This window comes from Oscillibacter sp. PC13 (assembly GCF_900115635.1).
Classification (GTDB): Bacteria; Bacillota; Clostridia; order Oscillospirales; family Oscillospiraceae; genus Oscillibacter.
Map to the genome: position 1 here is coordinate 40,661 of NZ_FOXE01000016.1, position 15,198 is coordinate 55,858.

17 protein-coding genes and 1 pseudogene are annotated in these 15,198 nt (G+C 54.3%); 15 read left to right on the forward strand and 3 right to left on the reverse strand.

The window, feature by feature from the left end:
• Nucleotides 1–8: 8 nt before the first annotated feature.
• The 6 genes from BMZ81_RS10315 to BMZ81_RS10340 all read left to right on the forward strand — a co-directional run bounded on the left by BMZ81_RS10315 (nt 9) and on the right by BMZ81_RS10340 (nt 6,433).
• Nucleotides 9–329 (forward strand): rhodanese-like domain-containing protein, encoded by a 321-nt coding sequence (locus BMZ81_RS10315; protein WP_091131726.1) that lies wholly within the window; start codon nt 9–11, stop codon nt 327–329.
• Nucleotides 330–2,021: an FAD-dependent oxidoreductase gene (locus BMZ81_RS10320; RefSeq protein ID WP_091131728.1), complete on the forward strand. Its 1,692-nt coding sequence runs from the start codon at nt 330–332 to the stop codon at nt 2,019–2,021.
• Nucleotides 2,022–2,151: 130 nt separating this feature from the next.
• Nucleotides 2,152–2,361 carry a 4Fe-4S binding protein gene (locus tag BMZ81_RS10325; RefSeq protein ID WP_091131730.1) on the forward strand — a complete coding sequence of 70 codons (210 nt, stop codon included), beginning with the start codon at nt 2,152–2,154 and terminating at the stop codon, nt 2,359–2,361.
• The gene (locus tag BMZ81_RS10330) at nt 2,358–2,933 is read left to right on the forward strand and encodes a hypothetical protein (protein WP_091131733.1); all 576 of its coding nucleotides are present in this window, start codon (nt 2,358–2,360) and stop codon (nt 2,931–2,933) included. The genes BMZ81_RS10325 and BMZ81_RS10330 overlap by 4 nt, the downstream gene beginning before the upstream one ends.
• Before the next feature lie 89 nt (nt 2,934–3,022).
• Complete coding sequence (locus BMZ81_RS10335; protein WP_091131736.1) at nt 3,023–3,781, forward strand: glucose 1-dehydrogenase; 759 nt, start codon at nt 3,023–3,025, stop codon at nt 3,779–3,781.
• 102 nt (nt 3,782–3,883) lie between these two features.
• On the forward strand, nt 3,884–6,433 hold the full coding sequence (locus BMZ81_RS10340) for a heavy metal translocating P-type ATPase (protein ID WP_091131738.1): 2,550 nt from the start codon (nt 3,884–3,886) through the stop codon (nt 6,431–6,433).
• Between the two features lie 56 nt (nt 6,434–6,489).
• Here BMZ81_RS10340 and BMZ81_RS10345 read toward each other — a convergent pair whose 3' ends face one another.
• Complete coding sequence (locus tag BMZ81_RS10345) at nt 6,490–7,149, reverse strand: Crp/Fnr family transcriptional regulator (protein ID WP_242942617.1); 660 nt, start codon at nt 7,147–7,149, stop codon at nt 6,490–6,492.
• A 194-nt stretch (nt 7,150–7,343) separates the two neighbouring features.
• On the opposite strand from BMZ81_RS10345, the gene msrB reads away from it, so the two are divergent.
• Nucleotides 7,344–8,513: a peptide-methionine (R)-S-oxide reductase MsrB gene (msrB, locus tag BMZ81_RS10350; RefSeq protein ID WP_091131741.1), complete on the forward strand. Its 1,170-nt coding sequence runs from the start codon at nt 7,344–7,346 to the stop codon at nt 8,511–8,513.
• Between the two features lie 43 nt (nt 8,514–8,556).
• Here the strand turns inward: msrB and BMZ81_RS10355 are convergent, their stop codons facing one another.
• Nucleotides 8,557–9,213: a Crp/Fnr family transcriptional regulator gene (locus BMZ81_RS10355; RefSeq protein WP_242942618.1), complete on the reverse strand. Its 657-nt coding sequence runs from the start codon at nt 9,211–9,213 to the stop codon at nt 8,557–8,559.
• Between the two features lie 176 nt (nt 9,214–9,389).
• Between BMZ81_RS10355 and BMZ81_RS10360 the strand changes: the two genes are divergently transcribed.
• The 6 genes and pseudogenes from BMZ81_RS10360 to BMZ81_RS10380 all read left to right on the forward strand — a co-directional run bounded on the left by BMZ81_RS10360 (nt 9,390) and on the right by BMZ81_RS10380 (nt 12,680).
• On the forward strand, nt 9,390–9,764 hold the full coding sequence (locus tag BMZ81_RS10360) for a desulfoferrodoxin family protein (RefSeq protein WP_091131742.1): 375 nt from the start codon (nt 9,390–9,392) through the stop codon (nt 9,762–9,764).
• Nucleotides 9,765–9,929: 165 nt separating this feature from the next.
• A pseudogene (locus BMZ81_RS14290) lies at nt 9,930–10,214 on the forward strand (thioredoxin family protein); the annotation flags it as partial.
• A 63-nt stretch (nt 10,215–10,277) separates the two neighbouring features.
• Entirely contained in the window at nt 10,278–11,186 is a 909-nt protein-coding gene (gene trxB / locus BMZ81_RS10365; RefSeq protein ID WP_242942623.1) for a thioredoxin-disulfide reductase, read from the forward strand.
• A complete protein-coding gene (locus tag BMZ81_RS10370) occupies nt 11,183–11,395 on the forward strand; it encodes a hypothetical protein (protein WP_091131747.1) in 213 nt (70 codons plus the stop codon). Before trxB ends, BMZ81_RS10370 begins: the two co-directional genes overlap by 4 nt.
• A complete protein-coding gene (locus BMZ81_RS10375) occupies nt 11,383–12,045 on the forward strand; it encodes a cytochrome c biogenesis CcdA family protein (protein WP_091131750.1) in 663 nt (220 codons plus the stop codon). Before BMZ81_RS10370 ends, BMZ81_RS10375 begins: the two co-directional genes overlap by 13 nt.
• 8 nt (nt 12,046–12,053) lie before the next feature.
• On the forward strand, nt 12,054–12,680 hold the full coding sequence (locus tag BMZ81_RS10380) for a TlpA family protein disulfide reductase (protein WP_091131751.1): 627 nt from the start codon (nt 12,054–12,056) through the stop codon (nt 12,678–12,680).
• An 87-nt stretch (nt 12,681–12,767) separates the two neighbouring features.
• Here BMZ81_RS10380 and BMZ81_RS10385 read toward each other — a convergent pair whose 3' ends face one another.
• On the reverse strand, nt 12,768–13,979 hold the full coding sequence (locus BMZ81_RS10385; RefSeq protein WP_091131754.1) for a hypothetical protein: 1,212 nt from the start codon (nt 13,977–13,979) through the stop codon (nt 12,768–12,770).
• A 263-nt stretch (nt 13,980–14,242) separates the two neighbouring features.
• Here BMZ81_RS10385 and BMZ81_RS10390 point away from each other — a divergent pair, with 263 nt between their 5' ends.
• Nucleotides 14,243–14,458: a helix-turn-helix domain-containing protein gene (locus BMZ81_RS10390; protein WP_091131757.1), complete on the forward strand. Its 216-nt coding sequence runs from the start codon at nt 14,243–14,245 to the stop codon at nt 14,456–14,458.
• A complete protein-coding gene (locus BMZ81_RS10395; RefSeq protein WP_091131758.1) occupies nt 14,455–14,910 on the forward strand; it encodes a helix-turn-helix domain-containing protein in 456 nt (151 codons plus the stop codon). Before BMZ81_RS10390 ends, BMZ81_RS10395 begins: the two co-directional genes overlap by 4 nt.
• The last annotated feature ends 288 nt before the right edge of the window (nt 14,911–15,198 follow it).

Here is a 15,198-nt window from a genome sequence, read left to right on the forward strand (position 1 = left end):
GTGTGACGATGGGATTCTTTGATTTTTTCAAACAAGCCGATATCAACCAAGGCGTAAAGGAGTATACAGCCACGCCCGGCGCTGTCCTGCTGGATGTCCGTACCTCTGAAGAGTACAGAGGCGGCCATATTCCCGGCAGCAAGAATGTTCCGCTTCAGGCCATTGACAAGGTTGCTTCTGTAGCGGAAAATAAAGATACGGTACTATTTGTCTACTGCTACTCCGGTGCCCGCAGCCGTCAGGCTGCCGGTCTGCTGCAGCGTATGGGGTATCGTAATGTAAATAACATCGGCGGGATTGCCGCTTATGCGGGGAAAGTGGAGGTCTGAATGAAAGTTGTGATCGTAGGCGGCGTGGCGGGCGGAGCCACAGCCGCAGCAAGAATCCGCAGACTGGATGAGCAGGCGGAGATCGTAGTGTTCGAGCGTTCAGGTTTTGTTTCCTACGCCAACTGCGGTTTGCCTTACTACATCGGCGATGTCATCACCGATCCCGAAGAGCTGACACTTCAGACGCCGGAGAGTTTCTTCTCCCGTTTCCGTGTGATCATGAAGGTTCGCCATGAGGTGACGGCCATCCACCCGGATCGCAAAACAGTTTCTGTGAAGAACCTGAAAACCGGCGAGGAATTTGAGGAGAGCTATGACAAACTGATCCTGTCTCCCGGTGCGAAGCCTGCCCAGCCCCGGCTCCCCGGCGTTGGGCTGGACAGACTGTTTACGCTGCGCACCGTGGAGGATACCTTCCGTATCAAAGAGTACATCAACAAAAATCATCCCAAGTCTGCTGTTTTGGCAGGCGGCGGTTTCATCAGTCTGGAGCTGGCGGAAAATCTGCGGGAACTGGGCATGGATGTCACCATCGTCCAGCGTCCCAAGCAGCTGATGAATCCCTTTGACGCGGATATGGCATCCTTTATCCACGCGGAGGTGCGTAAACGCGGCGTGAAGCTGGCGCTCGGTTATACCGTGGAAGGATTTGAGGAAAAGGGCGGCGGCGTGGATGTGCTGCTGAAGGACAATGCCCCCCTCCATGCAGATATGATAGTACTGGCCATCGGCGTCACGCCGGACACGGCACTGGCGAAGGAAGCTGGGCTGGAACTGGGTATCAAGGGCAGCATCGTGGTCAACGACCGGATGGAAACCTCTGTACCCGATATCTACGCCGCAGGTGATGCCGTGCAGGTAAAGCACTATGTCACCGGAGAGGACACCCTGATCTCTCTGGCCGGTCCCGCAAACAAGCAGGGGCGGATTATCGCGGACAATATCTGCGGTGGTGACAGCCGCTATTTGGGCTCTCAGGGAAGCAGTGTCATCAAGGTATTTGGTATGACCGCGGCCACCACCGGCATCAACGAGACCAACGCGATAAAGGCCGGTCTGGATGTGGATAAGGTGATTCTGTCCCCCATGAGCCACGCTGGCTACTACCCCGGCGGAAAGCTGATGACCATGAAGGTGGTCTTTGAGAAAGATACTTACCGCCTGTTGGGCGCTCAGATCGTAGGCTATGAGGGCGTGGATAAGCGGATCGATGTGCTGGCCACTGCCATCCATGCCGACCTGAAAGCTACCCAGCTGAAAAATCTGGATCTTGCCTACGCACCGCCCTATTCCTCCGCAAAGGATCCTGTCAACATGGCAGGATTTATGATCGACAACATTGCAAACGGCACCATGAAGCAGTGGTATCTGGAGGATTTTGACCATCTTCCAAGAGACGGTAGTGCGATTCTGCTGGATGCCAGAACCCCGGTCGAATACGCTGGAGGGCATATGGAGGGATTCCGCAATATCCCGCTGGATGACCTGCGGGATCGGCTGGATGAGATCGAGCCAGGTAAGCCGGTGTATGTGACCTGCCAGAGCGGTCTGCGAAGCTACATTGCCTGCCGCATTCTGGAGGCTAACGGCCACGAAGCCTACAATTTTGCCGGAGGGTTCCGGTTCTATGATACGGTAACAAACGACCGTGCATTGATCGAAAGAGCGTATGCCTGCGGAATGGACAAATAGATACAGGATTGAAAGTCACGCTTTCCTCCGGGAGAGCGTGGCTTTTCTGCTGTTCAAAAAGGTGATGTCATCACGGAAAGATTAGAACTCCTTCGGTATAATGATGTCAATCAATGACTGGAGGGTGCTTATGTCTGCTATCAGAAAGAAACGAAAAGCCTTTGTTGCGCAGGAGGATTGTGTTGCCTGCGGCTGCTGCGTAAAAGTCTGTCCATTGGGCGCAATCCAGATCGTGAAAGGCATTATGGCACAGGTGAATATGGATAAATGCGTGGGCTGTGGGAAGTGCGCAAAGGAGTGCCCCGCCAGCGTCATCGAGATTCGGGAGGTGAACGTATGAAAAAGCATTGGTACGATTACCTCTGGATCGTCTCGCTGACCTATCTAATTCTGGGCTTTTTTAATATCCTGTTTGCGTGGCTGGGCCTGTTCTGCTTTTTCATTCCTCTGATCATCTCGGTTACAAAGGGAACAAAAGGCTACTGCAATCGCTACTGCGGCAGAGGCCAGCTTTTTGGCCTGTTGGGCGGTCGGTTTGGTCTCTCCCGAAAGAAGGACATTCCAAAGTGGATGAAAAGCAAGTGGTTCCGCTATGGATTTCTGGTCTTCTTTTTTGCCATGTTCTTTGTGATGCTCTGGAACACCTATCTGGTATTTGCGGAAGCGCAGGACTTAAAGCAGGTTGTGACGCTGCTGTGGACTTTCAAGCTGCCCTGGCAGTGGGCCTATCACGGAACATTCTTCCATCCCGGCGTGGCCCAGTTTGCCTTTGGTTTTTACAGCGTGATGCTGACCTCCACTGTTCTCGGCCTGATCACCATGGTGCTGTTCAAACCCCGCAGCTGGTGTGTCTACTGCCCCATGGGGACCATGACCCAACTGATCTGCAAGGCCCGGAACGGCAAAGTGTGATGTCATCACGGAAAACAGAAAAATGATTCGTTACAATAAAACCATAATCAAAATTCAAAATAACAACTGACAGAAAGGCGGCGAACTATATGAAGTTGAATGGAAAATCCGTAGTCGTTACCGGAGCCTCCTCCGGAATGGGAAAGGCAATCGTTGAGCGATTTGCAAAAGAGGGCGCGAACATCATCGCGGTAGCCCGCCGCAAGGAGCGGCTGGATGAACTGGCAGAAGCCCTCAAGGACAACGGAGGAAGAGTGATTCCCTTTGTTGGGGATGTGTCCAAAGAAGAAATCATGAATGAAGCCATTGATCTGGCCGTTAAGGAGTTTGGGCGTCTTGACATCCTGGTCAATAACGCAGGCATTATGGACGATATGAGTCCCATTGGTGATGTCAAAAATGAAAAGATCGAACAGGTCTTTGCCGTGAATGTGTACGGTCCCATGTACTCCATGCGCAAAGCGGTTCAGGTGTTTCTGGAGCAAGGCGATGGTGGCAATATCATCAATGTGGCTTCTTTGGGTGCCATGCGTACCGCTGCCGGAGCCGTTTACGGAGCGTCCAAGGCGGCCATCGTATCTCTCACCAAAAATACGGCCTATATGTATATGCCCAATGGGATCCGATGCAACGCCATCGCCCCTGGCGGCATTGTGACGGAGATCAGTACCTCCATGGGGATGCCTAATATGAACGGCTATAACCGGGTCAAGAATGTGATGGCAACCGCTCCCGCCCCCGGAAGTGCGGAGCAGATCGCCTCTGCGGCGCTGTTTCTGGCAAGTGATGATTCCAGCTATGTGAATGGCGATGTTCTGCTGGTAGACGGCGGCTGGGCCGCAGGCTGATCCAAATCAGAGCAAATCTTTATGGGGCGGCTGCGTGGCAGCCGCCCCTATGGCAGAAAAACGAAATATCAACACTTTGCAAACCGGAAAGAAGGGATGAACATGCAGAAGGAACAATTCGATATCACCGGTATGACCTGCTCCGCTTGCTCCACCAGAGTAGAACAGTGTGTGGCAAAGCTGCCCGGTGTTGCGGAGGTGTCCGTAAACCTGCTGAAGAACAGCATGGCAGTCTCTTATGACGAGGGCGTTTTGGATACTGCCGCCATCGTGGCTGCGGTGGAGAACACCGGGTATGGTGTGACCCTAAAGGCCTCTGGCAAGAGCGGCAAAGAAACAAAACCGGAAGTCAGCACGGCACAGGCGGAGTACAAAGCCATGAAGCAGCGGCTGGTCCTCTCTGCCCTGTTCACGGTCCCCCTCTTCTATATCTCCATGGGACACATGATGAACTGGCCCCTGCCGGTCTGGCTGCTGGGCATGGATAACGCCATGACCTTCGCCTTCACCCAGTTCCTTCTGCTGCTCCCAGTGCTGGCGGTCAACAGCAAATACTTCAAGGTGGGCTTTCGCACCCTGTTCCATGGCGCACCTAACATGGACTCGCTGATTGCCATTGGGTCCGGGGCTGCCACTGTCTATGGTATTTATGCTATTTACAAAATCGGCGTCGGCATGGGTCACGGCGATATGGAGCTGGTGCATACCTTTATGATGGATCTGTATTTTGAGTCAGCAGGCATGATCCTGACGCTCATCACGCTGGGCAAAACTTTGGAAGCCCGCGCAAAGGGAAAGACCTCTGATGCCATTGCCAAGCTGATGGATTTGGCGCCTAAAACCGCCACCGTGGAGCGTGATGGGGAAGAACTTCAGATCCCCGTTGAGGATGTGCAGCTTGGAGAGGTCATTATCGTAAAAGCTGGTGAGTCCATCCCTGTGGACGGTGTTGTGCTGGAGGGTTTCTCTTCCGTGGATGAATCCGCCCTGACCGGCGAGAGCATTCCCGTGGAAAAGCACGCCGGAGATAAGGTAATCGGTGCTACCATCAACAAATCCGGCTACATCAAGATGCAGGCCACAAAAGTCGGTGACGACACGGCTCTGGCACAGATCATTCGCCTTGTGGATGAAGCGACAAGCTCCAAAGCTCCAATTGCAAAATCGGCGGATAAGGTCAGCGGCGTATTTGTCCCCATTGTGATCGGCATTGCACTGGTGTCCGCGAGCGTCTGGCTGATCGCCGGTCATGGGCTGGAGTTCGCCCTCTCCATTGGCATTTCCGTTCTTGTTATCTCCTGCCCCTGCGCGCTGGGACTGGCTACACCCACAGCCATCATGGTCGGTACCGGCAAGGGCGCATCCAATGGTATTCTCATCAAATCCGCAGAGGCGCTGGAAAACGCTCATAGCATCAACACTGTGGTTCTGGATAAGACCGGCACCATCACCCAGGGCGCACCGGTGGTCACGGATATTCTGTGTAGCGAGAGCGTCAGGGAAGAGGAACTCCTGCAGATTGCCGCATCGTTGGAAAAGCTGTCTGAGCATCCACTGGCGGACGCCATTGTGGCGGAAGCAGAAAGAAGAGAACTGACGTATCTGTCTGTAAGCGACTTTAACCAGATCCCCGGTCAGGGAATCACCGGCATCATCGACGGTCAGCTTTGCCTGGCTGGCAATCGTCGGTTGATGGAGGCTCATGGTATCTTCGGTGGAGAACTGCTCCAGCGAGGCGAAGATCTGGCTGTAAATGGCAAGACTCCGCTGTTCTTTGCCCAAGAAGGAAAGCTCATCGGCGTGGTCGCCGTGGCAGACGTGGTAAAGCCCACCAGCAAACAGGCCGTACAGGAACTGTCCAACATGGGCATTGAAGTGGTTATGCTTACCGGTGACAATGCCAAGACAGCCGAGGCTATCCGCCGTCAGGTAGGCGTTGACCGGGTGATTGCAGAGGTGTTTCCTCAGGATAAGGAGCAGGAGATCCGCCGTCTGCAAAGCGAAGGCAAGAAGGTCGCCATGGTGGGAGACGGCATCAATGATGCCCCGGCTCTGGCGAGGGCCGATGTGGGCATTGCCATCGGAGCGGGCACCGATGTGGCCATCGAATCGGCGGACATCGTACTGATGAAAAGCGATCTGCTGGATGTCTCCACCGCCATCCAGCTCAGCAAAGCTACCATTCGGAATATCAAGCAGAATCTGTTCTGGGCATTCATTTACAACATCATTGGTATCCCTGTGGCAGCGGGCGTGTTCTTCATCCCCTTTGCCCTGAAGCTGAATCCCATGATAGGTGCTTTTGCCATGAGCTTCAGCTCCGTGTTCGTGGTGACCAATGCCCTTCGGCTCAGATGGTTCAAACCCAAGCATACTGTTGAAAATAGCAACGCCGTCCCGGCAGAGCCGGTGGTGGTCGAATGTGCGAAAGGAGAACGAACGATGGAAAAGACTTTACAGATTGAAGGCATGATGTGTCAGCACTGCGTGATGCACGTCCAGAAGGCACTGGCGGCGCTCCCCGGCGTTGAGGAAGCGGCTGTAAACCTTGAAGAAAAAGCAGCGAAAGTAAAGCTGACCCAGAATGTGACTGACGAAGTATTCAAGGCTGCTGTCGAGACTGCCGGTTATCAGTTGACCGAGATCAGCTAAAATACATGAAATAACAAAAGATGTCCGCCGGTGCAAAACGCACGGCGGACATCCGATCACATATCATTTAATCCTTCCAGCTTTTCAGCATCCGTGATCTCGATCATGCCGTGAGACAGCTTGACCATCCCCTCATTCTGGAAATAGCGAAGCATTCTGGTGATCACTTCCCGATGGGAGCCGAGATGATTGGCGATGGTTTCATGGGTGATCTTCAGCTGATCAGTCCCTTCAATGGACATTTCTTCTAAAAGAAACGCAGCAACACGCTTGTCGAGACTCTTCCACATAACCTGCTCCATGAGCCACATGACATCGGAAAAGCGGGTTGCCATCAACTCAGTGGTATAGTTGGAAACAGGCGCGGATTCTGCCATAATGCTCTGATAGATCTCCGCAGGAATGATCCAAAGCTCGGTATCTTTTTCCGTTTCAATGGTCACTTCAAACTGAATGGAGCGCATGATGCAGGAGGCGGAAAACAAACACATATCCCGATCAAACAGGCGGTAGATGGTAATCTCCCGCCCCTCGTCGGAGAGGATATAGGCCCGAAGCTGGCCGGATTTCACCAACAGCAGGCCGGTACAATCCATGCTGCCGTTGTGGATCACGGTTCCTTTACTGATTTTGCGTTCCATCAGACTGCCAAGGATGCGTTCCTGCTGAGATGCAGTCAGCTTATTCCAGATCGGGAAATAACTTTGAAAGTCCACTTTTTATCCCTCCTTTTGCTTATGAGTATAATGAATTCTGCACAGCCTGTCAACTTATGTGATAATATCACGGACGGAGCGCAGACTCTACACCTACAATAAAATCAGAAAGCAATCCACATACCAGGCAGACGGCTGCTGACAGCGGCCAGCCTGGTATTTCCAATCATTTCTTTCATAAAGGAGGGCGCTCAATGAAACATAAGAATAGAAACTTTGGCAAGCAGGGACTTCTTCTACTCGCCGTGCTTTTAGTTCTTGGCGGCTGTTCCGCTCTTCAGCAAGGAGGAACCCCCGCTCAAAACGCATCGACAGTGGCAGACGGAGGGTCGGAAGCCAATGAGTTGTCGGCAAATGAGCCCGCATTAAATACTACGGAGGTGGAGATCATGGATTTTTCCAACGAGAGCGAACATGTGATATATCTTGCCGGCGGCTGCTTCTGGGGCCTGGAGCAACTGATGCAGTCCATCCCCGGCGTCATCGACGCCCAGAGTGGCTATGCCAACGGCACCGGTGAGGAGGACGCCAACTATGAGACGGTCTGCGCTGAGGACACCGGCTTCCGTGAGACGGTGCGGGTGGAGTATGACCCGGAGCAGGTCAGTCTGGACGCCCTGCTGCTGGCATACTTCTATGTCATCGACCCCACGGTGGAGAACCGGCAGGGCAACGACGTCGGCACCCAGTACCAGACCGGCGTGTATTACACCAACGACAAGTCCAGGGAGACCGTGGAGCGGATCGCCGAGCTGGAGCGCAGCCGCAGCGAGAAATTCGTTGTGGAGATCGGCCCGCTGCTGAACTACTACCCCGCTGAGGAGTATCATCAGGACTACCTTGTGAAAAATCCCTTCGGCTACTGTCATATCCCCTGGGAGGAGATGGCGCTGTTCTCCAATCTGCGCATCGACCCAGGCGATTACCAGAAGCCAGCGGCGGAGGTGATCCGGGATAAGCTCACGGAGGAGCAGTACTATGTCACTCAGGAGGCCGGCACGGAATACGCCTTCCAGAACGAGTTCTGGGATCATTTTGCCAAGGGCATCTACGTGGACATCGTCACCGGGGAGCCGCTGTTCTCCTCCACGGACAAGTATGAGAGCAGCTGCGGCTGGCCAGCCTTCACCAAACCCATTGAAGAACCGTCCATCGTGGAGCTGGAGGATCTGAGCTACGGCATGGTTCGCGTCGAGGTGCGAAGCCGGGCGGGCAACTCCCATCTGGGCCACGTCTTTGAGAACGACCCTGAGTCTCCCAACGGTGTGCGTTATTGCATCAACAGTGCCTCCCTGCGCTTCGTCCCCTACGACGAGATGGAGGCGGAGGGCTACGGATATCTGCTGGATCTGTTCGAGCCGTAAAACACACAGGGGACCGTAGGCACAGCCCACGGTCCCCCTAATCCTATTCTGAAAGCTCCCGTAATTTGCCTGGGTTGACGATCTCTATCCCGCCTCTCGTCAACTTCACCATCCCCTCGCTCTGGAAATAGCGGAGCATCCGGGTGACCACCTCCCGGTGGGCGCCCAGATGGTTGGCGATATTCTCATGGGTGATCTTCAGCTGGTCTGTCCCTTCGATTGCAGCTTCCTCCAGCAGGAATGCGGCCACACGCTGATCCTGCCGTTTCCACATGACCTGCTCCATGACCCACATCACATCGGAAAAGCGGGAGGCCATGAGCTCGTTGGTATAGTTGGCAAGAGGGGCGGACTGTTCCATGACAGCCTTATACACTCTCGGCGGGATGGCCCACACCTCGGAATCCTTCTCCGCGGAGATAAAGACATCGCACTGGAAGCTGTTCATCATGCAGGCGGCGGAGAACAGGCAGATATCCCGCTCAAACAGCCGGGAGATGGTAAGCTCCCTCCCCTCGCTGGAGAGGTTGTAGGCCCGCAGCTGGCCAGAGCGAACCAGCAGGATCCCGATGCAGTCCGCTTCTCCACTATGTATGATGGCTCCCTTGCTGAACATGCGGCGGACGACAGACTGTGAGAGGATTTCCTGCTGCGGCACCGTCAGCCGGTCCCAGACCGGGAAATAATCCTTGAGATCCACGGTTTTACGCCCCCTTTCGTCATGCTATTATTATAAAATAGGGATAAAAGCCTGTCAATTCCTGCATTGACAGGTTCGCCGCATAAGAATATAATCATAGTTTAGAAGGCAAAAAACTGGCATCTCCATTTGGGGATGGCTACTGCGCGAACCAACGATTTTTTAGGAGGTACATCATGGAACAGAAATTCTACATCTGTGAGCATTGCGGCAATATCATCGCCAAGGTTAAGGACGCAGGCGTCCCCGTCATGTGCTGTGGCCAGAAGATGACTGAGATCGTCCCCGGCACCACCGATGCATCTCAGGAGAAGCATGTCCCAGTCTATACTGTGGAGGGCAATCTGGTCACCGTTACCGTAGGTGCAGTGGAGCATCCCATGCAGCCCGAGCACTACATCGAGTGGGTATCTCTCCAGACCAAGCAGGGCAACCAGCGCAAAGTCCTGCAGCCCGGCGATGCTCCGAAGGTCTGCTTTGCCATCTGCGAGGGAGACGAGGTAGAGGCTGTCTACGCATACTGCAACCTGCACAGCCTTTGGAAGGCGTAATACGTGCATATATGTCTTCATCGGCTGTTTGCTGATTTGCGAAGCCCGTCGTGAGAAAACCACGGCGGGCTTTTTGCGTGATAACATCACGGAAATACATTGAAGGATGGGATATACTAACACCAACATAAGAAAAAGGAGCTGTGTTTGATGGCTATTTTAAATATGAATGCGCATGCCTACCGAAAGTATATCAGCGAGTCTGCCAAGCCTGTCTTGGTGGAGTTTTCGGCCCCTTGGTGCGGCTACTGCCGCCGCCTTGCACCGGCTCTGGAACTGACCGCCCAGCAGTATGAAGATGAGATCCTCTTTGGAGAAATCAATATCGATGATGAACCGGCACTGGCGGAGGAGGAGCAGATCGAACTGGTGCCCACCCTGCTTCTGTATCAGAACGGACAGCTTCTCGGCTCCATCGTTGCCCCGGAGTCCAGAGCACAGTTGGAAGCGTTCATTGAGGAATCTCTTGGACAGCGCAGCGGGGATCTGGCTGAAGAAAAGCACATCTATGATATGCTCGTCATTGGCGGCGGCCCCGGCGGATACACGGCGGCGCTCTACGCCGCCAGAGCCGGACTGGATACCATTGTTCTGGAGAAACTGTCGGCAGGCGGCCAGATGGCGCTCACGGAACAGATCGACAATTACCCCGGCTTTGAAAATGGCATCGACGGATTCTCGCTGGGCGAGAAGATGCGTAAGGGTACGGAGCGCTTTGGCGTAGAGACCCGCCTGGTCGAGGTGCTGTCCCTTGATCTCTCCGGTGAGATCAAGAAGGCGGAAACCAGTGAGGGGCCTGTGTATGGCCGGACGGTGGTGCTGTCCACCGGAGCCAACCCCAGAGAGCTTGGAGTGACCGGTGAAAAGGAACTGATCGGTAAGGGTGTGGCCTATTGTGCAGCCTGTGACGGGATGTTCTACAAGGATAAGACCGTGGTGCTGGTGGGCGGTGGAAACAGCGCAGCGGCTGAGGCGCTGATCCTCGCCCGAGTCTGCAAAAAGGTGATCCTTGTCCACCGCAGGGACACTCTGCGGGCTACCAAGATCTATCACGAACCTTTGATGAAAACAGAGAATGTGGAGTTCCGCTGGAACAGCGCAGTGGTAGAACTGCTGCATGACGATAAAGTGACAGGTGTTCGCCTGCGGGATGTACAAACCGGAGCTGAGAGCGAGATCACCTGCGACGGCGTATTTGTGAGCATAGGTCGAAAGCCTGCCACCGAGCTTGTTGCAGGACAGCTGGAATTGGACGAAAGCGGCTATGTGGTCGCCAATGAAACCACCGAGACCAACATCCCCGGTGTCTACGCTGTGGGCGATGTGAGGACAAAGCTGGTCCGTCAGGTGGTGACGGCGGTGGCTGACGGCGCGGCAGCTGTACACATGGCGGAGGAATATTTGGCTGGAGGTGCCACATGAAAGAGAAAACGAAACGATGGTTGAGACCTGTCCTGTTTTCTGCGGGCGGCGCGCTTGCGGGATTCGGCTATTATTACTTTATCGGCTGCGCCACAGGAAGCTGCCCCATCACAGCCAATCCCATAAGCTCTATGATTTACATGGGCGTGCTCGGATGGCTGCTGTCCGGTGTGTCTGGGAAGGGGTGTGAAGGTGGATGCAGTATGTAATATCATTCCTTGAAGGGATCATCACCTTCATTTCTCCCTGTCTTCTGCCCATGCTCCCCATCTACATCTCCTACTTTGCCGGAGGTGGTGAGCGATCCACCGGCAAAACCCTGAAGGGGGCATTGGGATTTGTCACAGGTTTTACAATCGTGTTTGTGATTCTCGGTGCTTTGGCTGGTACGGTCGGCAGCTTCCTTCGGGAATATCAGACGGCAGTTAACATCGTTTCCGGTTTGATCGTGATCGTCTTCGGCTTGAATTTTCTGGGTGTGTTCAACCTGAATCTGTTCAAAGGGGGGCACCGTGCTGTGAACACCGACAACACGGGCTTCTTTTCGGCACTTCTGTTCGGTGTGGTCTTCTCCATTGGGTGGACGCCCTGCGTTGGAGCGTTTCTGGGTTCTGCACTGATGCTGGCATCCCAGCAGGGGAGCGTATTGGTCGGAACCCTCATGCTTTTGGCCTACTCACTGGGACTTGGTGTGCCATTCATTCTCAGCGCGGTGCTGATCGACAAGCTGAAATCCGCCTTCGACTGGATTAAGAGAAATTATAAGGTCATCAATATCGTCAGCGGCAGTCTGCTGATTCTGATCGGTATCCTGATGGCTGCCGGGACTCTTGGGCGGCTGCTCAGCCTGCTCAGTTAGGAGGTATTATGAACAAGAATAAACCGCTTTTGATCATAGCGTTGGTTTTCGTCCTGTTGCTGGGCGGAGCATATGTACTCTATAACAGACTGGCACAGGACGCCGCTCCGGATCAGCTGTCCGTACAGGGCGGTGCGGAAGCGCAGACGGCCCAGCAGTCGGAGGAACCGCAGCAGGACACGGGCGGTTCCGGGGAGGAGTCAATGGAGCCGGAGAAGGTTCTGGTTCCCGACTTCACTGTCTATGATTCGGAGGGTAACGAGGTGCATTTGTCTGATTTCACTGGGAAGCCTGTCGTGCTCAACTTCTGGGCCAGTTGGTGTGGCCCCTGTAAGATGGAGATGCCGGATTTCGATGATGCCTACGCCGAACTGGGAGAGGATGTCCATTTCCTCATGGTCAACATGACCTCTGGACGGGAAACGCTGGAGAGCGCCGCTTCTTTTATTGAGGAACAGGGCTACTCTTTCCCAGTGTACTATGATACGGACGCCGATGCCGCCATGACCTATGGTGTGTATTCTCTGCCAACCACTCTGTTTATTGATGCGGAGGGCTACGGCATTGCCCAGGCAACGGGAGCGATCAACGCCGAGACTCTTCAGAGGGGAATCGATATGATTCTAACAGAGTGATAGTATCTATAGTATCTATATTCTGCGCTGCTGAAATCAATAGAAATCCACGGGACCAGTTCTCTTGAACTGATCCCGTGGTTTTTGTCATTTCCCGTATTTCTCTTTCAGGCTTTGGTGTCCTTTCTGCGCTTTCCTCCGCAGGTCATCGGCGGTCAGTATTTGCCACTGCGGGTCAGGGTCACTCAGATTCAGATGTGCCATTTTTTCTGGGAAGTATCTCTCCGGATCAAATCTGAAGTTCCTCGCAACGAGCTGCTGCCATCTGCTCGGGCCATCAGGCAGGTCGATCTTGCCCGCTTCGTAGCTTGTCAGCTCATGGGTGGTGTCTATCTTCCGTAGAAATTCCTCCGCGGTCAATTTCCCCTGGACATACTCCTCCCGCGCCAGCCGTGCGTTCTCGCTCCACCGGTCGTACTGCTCGTAGTCCATGGGGATCAGGTTGGAACGCTCAGAGGGTGCCGCGTCGATCCACCGCAGCAGGCGGGAGTACATTCTGTCCCGCAGTTTTTTATAGATCAGGAGCGCTTCATCCTCGGAAGTCTTATCCAACCTCGCCAAATTCGCGCCGCGCTGTTTGCAACTCTGCCCATCAGTCACCCTGTCACAGTACCGGGTGGCCTTTTTCGTTTTCGGAATGAAATATCCCCAGCAGTAGTCACACCGGCAAATCCGTTGTTTGTCTTGCTCAAAGTAGAGCGCCAGTACCAGCATCCAAAGTTCCATCAGACTGCGGAGCCGGATCGAAAGGGGTTCTTCTCGCCGCGGCAACTTCGCCGGGTCGCAGATCCGTGCGATGTCGGCGTAAGTCTCTCGCAGCTTTTCGTACTGCTCTGCCGGTGTCAATCCGGCTGTGCCGTCAAAGGTGACCTCCATGATATTCCGAAGGTAGTTCTGTACACGCAGAGGTTCCTCCATCACCCGCAGGATCTGCTGTCCAGCGGTCAGCAGGAACATCGCCGTGCCGTCATCCTCTGCCTGCAAAGTCCGGTGCAGAATGTCTGTCACAACAAATCCGCTCACAGGATCGATCTCATACAAGTCAGGTGTCAGCAGGATTGCCTCTGCAACAAAGTCCTCGAAATCGCTCACAGGAATGTCGATTCGCTCCTCAAACAGAGGATGCTCATCCCGCAGCCATCGCACCACCTTGCGGTAGTCGGTATAGTCCAGTTCAGGAAAAGCGATCAAAGCCTCAGCGGGAGTCATCGCGGGCATCTGCGTTACTGTCCTGCCATCCCAAAGCAGGACGGAAAACCGTCCATCTTCTATCTCCATCAAATACAATTCCGAAGCCATGCCGACACCTCCTAAAAGATCACTTCCTGATGTAAACCTCTCTGAAATTATTCTAACATGAAAGCGAAAACAGCGAAAGCGCAAAGTTTCACTGCACCTCGACAACTGAATACCCGCAGCCGGAGTGCATACACCGCGAGGGAAGCATCGCCATGAGCCAAGAGGAGAGCGTGCCAACACGGGACAACGCCGCAGAAAGTCTGGGGCAGGAAGGTGTACGGTGTGCGGCAACTCAAAATTAAGAAAGGAATGAGAATCGAAAAATGAAATCATCTGTCTATAAAAGTTACGACGACCTGCCCCTGTTCCTCAACTCAGATACAGTGGCAAAGACTCTGGGCGTCGCGCCATCCAGCGCATATGAGCTGATGCATGAAAAAGATTTTCCTACTCTGCGCATCGGCAATCGCATGATGGTTCCGAAAGAAAAATTCATCCAGTGGGTGGAGAAACACACGAAGGGTGGTGAGCGCACATGAGAAGAACGAAACCTCCCGTGGGTTGGGAACACGTGAAAAATTGTTTCCCAGTTCCCAATGAACTCCTCGAGTTCGATCTGCCCGGTGGAGCCATCGCGGTCTATGTCTATCTACTGCGTCACGCAGACCGCAGAACCGGTCAGTGTCATCCCAGCACAGCAACCATCGCAAAGAAGCTGCACTACTGCCGAAACACGGTGGCAACCTATGTCCGACTGCTGGAGGATCGAGGACTCATCGTCACGGAGAACACGAAGATCATCACCAAGCGGGGCATCAAGAAAAACGGCAACCTGCTCTACACCCTCATCCCCATGCATGAAGTCACACAGGCGTACTACGACCGGCAATTCGCAAAAGCAGACCTCGCCGCCGCGCAACAGAAAGCGAAAGCCAAAGCCGAAAAGCTGGGCATCCAGTTCGTCCCGGCAGGCGATGGGCAAAGCGCATGAGCGCCCCGTGTTTGCCCCTGTGGGCCGCTGTGTGCGCCCCGACCGGGCCGGGTGGGGCCCAGCCCCGGCGAGGGGGTTGGGGGCGGTTTTGCCCCCTTTCGGGCGAGGTTGCGAGGACGAAAGAAAAAGCAGGATAAACGAATGACGCCGCAAGCGGCATCATTCCGGGTCACAACTGCCCGCAGTGCGGGCAGTTTGCGGGGGCTTTCAGGTGGTCGGTTTCTGGCGTCTGTTTCGGGGCGTTTGTTCACGGCTGGCGTCTACCGTCCCCGAACCCCCAACAGTTGC

Coding starts and splice junctions, on each gene's coding strand:
- BMZ81_RS10370 (WP_091131747.1), top strand. CDS start 11,183: ATGAAAGAGAAAACGAAACGATGGTTGAGACCTGTCCTGTTTTCTGCG.
- BMZ81_RS10380 (WP_091131751.1), top strand. CDS start 12,054: ATGAACAAGAATAAACCGCTTTTGATCATAGCGTTGGTTTTCGTCCTG.
- msrB (WP_091131741.1), top strand. CDS start 7,344: ATGAAACATAAGAATAGAAACTTTGGCAAGCAGGGACTTCTTCTACTC.
- BMZ81_RS10320 (WP_091131728.1), top strand. CDS start 330: ATGAAAGTTGTGATCGTAGGCGGCGTGGCGGGCGGAGCCACAGCCGCA.
- BMZ81_RS10360 (WP_091131742.1), top strand. CDS start 9,390: ATGGAACAGAAATTCTACATCTGTGAGCATTGCGGCAATATCATCGCC.
- BMZ81_RS10385 (WP_091131754.1), bottom strand. CDS start 13,979: ATGGCTTCGGAATTGTATTTGATGGAGATAGAAGATGGACGGTTTTCC.
- BMZ81_RS10390 (WP_091131757.1), top strand. CDS start 14,243: ATGAAATCATCTGTCTATAAAAGTTACGACGACCTGCCCCTGTTCCTC.
- trxB (WP_242942623.1), top strand. CDS start 10,278: ATGCTCGTCATTGGCGGCGGCCCCGGCGGATACACGGCGGCGCTCTAC.
- BMZ81_RS10335 (WP_091131736.1), top strand. CDS start 3,023: ATGAAGTTGAATGGAAAATCCGTAGTCGTTACCGGAGCCTCCTCCGGA.
- BMZ81_RS10375 (WP_091131750.1), top strand. CDS start 11,383: ATGCAGTATGTAATATCATTCCTTGAAGGGATCATCACCTTCATTTCT.
- BMZ81_RS10315 (WP_091131726.1), top strand. CDS start 9: ATGGGATTCTTTGATTTTTTCAAACAAGCCGATATCAACCAAGGCGTA.
- BMZ81_RS10325 (WP_091131730.1), top strand. CDS start 2,152: ATGTCTGCTATCAGAAAGAAACGAAAAGCCTTTGTTGCGCAGGAGGAT.
- BMZ81_RS10395 (WP_091131758.1), top strand. CDS start 14,455: ATGAGAAGAACGAAACCTCCCGTGGGTTGGGAACACGTGAAAAATTGT.
- BMZ81_RS10340 (WP_091131738.1), top strand. CDS start 3,884: ATGCAGAAGGAACAATTCGATATCACCGGTATGACCTGCTCCGCTTGC.
- BMZ81_RS10330 (WP_091131733.1), top strand. CDS start 2,358: ATGAAAAAGCATTGGTACGATTACCTCTGGATCGTCTCGCTGACCTAT.